The organism is Vibrio sp. 1557, assembly GCF_033340175.1.
In the GTDB taxonomy this organism is placed as follows: Bacteria; Pseudomonadota; Gammaproteobacteria; order Enterobacterales; family Vibrionaceae; genus Vibrio; species Vibrio alginolyticus.
Genome location: NZ_JAWOVZ010000276.1, coordinates 1 through 1,055, shown reverse-complemented (window position 1 = coordinate 1,055; position 1,055 = coordinate 1). Strand labels below are relative to the sequence as shown.

Genomic DNA, 1,055 nt, shown 5'->3' with positions numbered 1-1,055 from the left:
CACACCAATAAACAATCAACATCGCTGTCATGCCTCATGGGGAAAATAAGGAATTAGTAATGAGTTCAAATTCAATCAAGGTAGCAACCATCGCTCTGCTTGTTGGCGGGGCACTAGGGTTTGGCGTTAATCAGTACCTATCTGGTGCAAACCACGACATGAGCGGCACAAGCGGTAGCGCTGCGAACAGCTCAAACGAGCCACTCTATTGGGTTGCGCCAATGGATCCAAATTACAAGCGCGACAAACCGGGCAAATCGCCAATGGGCATGGACTTGATCCCAGTGTACGCCGAAGATCTCGCGGGTGAAAAAGACAAACCCGGCACGGTAAAAATTGACCCATCGGTTGAAAACAACTTAGGTGTAAAAACCGCTCAAGTCTCTTTAGAGCAACTTTCACCTCGAATTGAAACTGTTGGCTACATCGCGTTTGACGAAAGCCATTTGTGGCAAACCAACGTTCGCGTGGCGGGCTGGGTTGAAAAGCTTTACATCAATGCCGTGGGTGAAAAGGTCAACAAAGGCGACGTGCTGTTCACACTGTATTCTCCTGAGCTAGTCAAAGCACAAGAAGAGCTGCTGAACGCCTACCGAACTGGGCGTAGTGGCCTAGTGAAAGGCGCGACAGAACGTTTGGTGACACTTGGTGTTGATCGCTCTCAAATCAAAGACATTACTCAACGCGGGAAAGCATCGCAAACTATTGAAATTAAAGCTCCGGAAGATGGCGTCATCGCGAGTTTGAACGTTCGTGAAGGTGGTTACCTATCCCCTGCTCAAGCGGTGATCAGCGCGGGCCCACTTGAAAACGTATGGGTGGATGCCGAAGTGTTTGAGCGCCAAGCTCACTGGATGAAAGCAGGCAGCGACGCCACTATGACGTTGGATGCGATTCCGGGTAAAGAGTGGCAAGGCAGCGTCGATTATGTGTATCCAATTTTGGATCCTAAAACGCGCACGCTTCGTGTTCGTCTTAAATTCTCTAATCCCAATGGCGAGCTGAAACCGAACATGTTCGCCAATATTGCCTTGCAACCTGTCAGCGACAACGCG

1 protein-coding gene is annotated in these 1,055 nt (G+C 49.8%); it reads left to right on the top strand.

What is annotated here, in order from left to right; all coding sequences use genetic code 11:
• Positions 1–59 precede the first annotated feature (59 nt).
• Positions 60–1,055 (top strand): efflux RND transporter periplasmic adaptor subunit (locus R7070_RS26460; protein ID WP_318141552.1); only part of this gene is annotated, 996 nt, incomplete at its 3' end.